The sequence below is a fragment of the Candidatus Hakubella thermalkaliphila genome, assembly GCF_013281975.1.
Taxonomy (GTDB): Bacteria; Actinomycetota; Humimicrobiia; order Hakubellales; family Hakubellaceae; genus Hakubella; species Hakubella thermalkaliphila.
The window spans coordinates 1-1,061 of record NZ_BLRZ01000296.1; the positions used below are offsets into that span (position 1 = coordinate 1).

Below are 1,061 nucleotides of genomic sequence, written 5' to 3' on the forward strand. Positions count from 1 at the left end.
CTGAAAGCCAAGGTCGCTCAGCTGCAGCAGCAGATGTTCGGCCGCAAGTCCGAGCAGACGAAGGACCTGGTCCCTGAAAACCACGACGGTGACCAGGAAGCCTGCAACGCCTCTGAGGCCACCTCCGAGAGTAAAAACAACCGCGGTAAACAACCCGGTTCCAAGGGCTATGGCCGCAGGCGTCGCAGCGGGCTTCCCACAGAAGAGATCCTTCATGAGCTGCCCAAAGCAGAGCAGTGTTGCCCGCGCTGCGGGAAGCCCTGCTCCGTCTTTCCCGGCAGTGAGGATTCCAAGGAGATTCACTGGGAAGTCCGCCTGGGGCGACACATTCATAAACGGACCCGTTACCGCCCGACTTGTAATTGCCGGGCTGTCCCGGGCATCATGACAGCGCCGCCTGTCCCCAAGCTCATCCCCAAAGGTATGTTTTCCTGCAGCTTCTGGGTTCATCTTCTCCTGGAGAAGTTCCTGTTTCAAAGGCCACTGTATCGGGTTCGGCAGGTATTGGCGCTGGAGGGACTCTCTGTCTCTCAAGGGACCCTCACCGGGGGTCTGAAACGAATCGGAGAGCTTCGCCAACCGCTTTATGCGGGCATCCTTGAGCGAAGTCGCGCAGCAGACCACTGGCACAGGGACGAGAGGCGCGGGATGGTCTTTGCCGAGATGGAAGGCAAAGTTGGCTATCGCTGGTGGTTGTGGGTCGTTGTCCCGCCCGATACCTGTGCCTATCTCCTGGAACCAACCCGCTCGGCCAAAGTCCCTCAGAACCATCTGGGCGAAGAGGCAGAAGGGATTATCAACGCCGACCGCTATGTAGTCTACAAGTCTCTGGGTGGAAAGATTCGCATCGCCTTCTGCTGAAGCCAGGTGCGGCGTGACTTTGTCCGGATCCACGATGTCCACAAAAGACTTCGCCCCTGGGCCACCACCTGGATAGAACGCATCAATGCTCTGTTCGCTCAGAACGCGAAGCGTCTTGAGGTGTTGGCGAACCCTGAGGCGTTTTGTCTGGAGGACCAGGCGTTGCGCCAGGCCGTTGCCTCCCTGGTGGAAGTGCGGGA

2 protein-coding genes are annotated in these 1,061 nt (G+C 59.1%); both read left to right on the plus strand.

The features are described 5' to 3' along the window. Nucleotides 1–861, plus strand: an 861-nt coding sequence (locus HW443_RS11695) for an IS66 family transposase (protein ID WP_176238270.1), incomplete at its 5' end; no start/stop codon positions are given. A gap of 6 nt (nt 862–867) precedes the next feature. Further along, nucleotides 868–1,061: hypothetical protein (locus HW443_RS11700; protein WP_176238271.1), on the plus strand; the 194-nt coding region annotated here is incomplete at its 3' end.